The following is a 224-nucleotide window of genomic DNA, read 5'->3' on the forward strand; positions in this document are numbered from 1 at the left end:
CCACAAAGGCAGGATGCCGCTTATCGCGAAAACAGGCAGCAAAGCGGCGGCTGAGACCCAGAATGTCATCAGCCTGCTTCACCAGAATGACGCCCCCATCCGAACTCATGCGACCCCCGTCAAAACGGGCCACAACACGCCGTCCACAGGAGGCTGGAAACTCATACGCGCCTGCGCTACACTCTGTCTGCATCGGGTTTTCTTGATGATTATGGAAATTTCTT

Annotated in this window: 1 protein-coding gene; it reads right to left on the reverse strand. The window is 55.4% G+C overall.

All coding sequences use genetic code 11. The features are described from left to right. A partial coding sequence (locus ACP7IZ_RS13865) for a transposase (RefSeq protein ID WP_426849750.1) occupies positions 1–193 on the reverse strand: 193 nt, incomplete at its 3' end. Positions 194–224: the final 31 nt, after the last annotated feature.

The organism is Acetobacter sp. AAB5 (genome assembly GCF_050106715.1).
GTDB lineage: Bacteria > Pseudomonadota > Alphaproteobacteria > Acetobacterales > Acetobacteraceae > Acetobacter > Acetobacter oryzifermentans.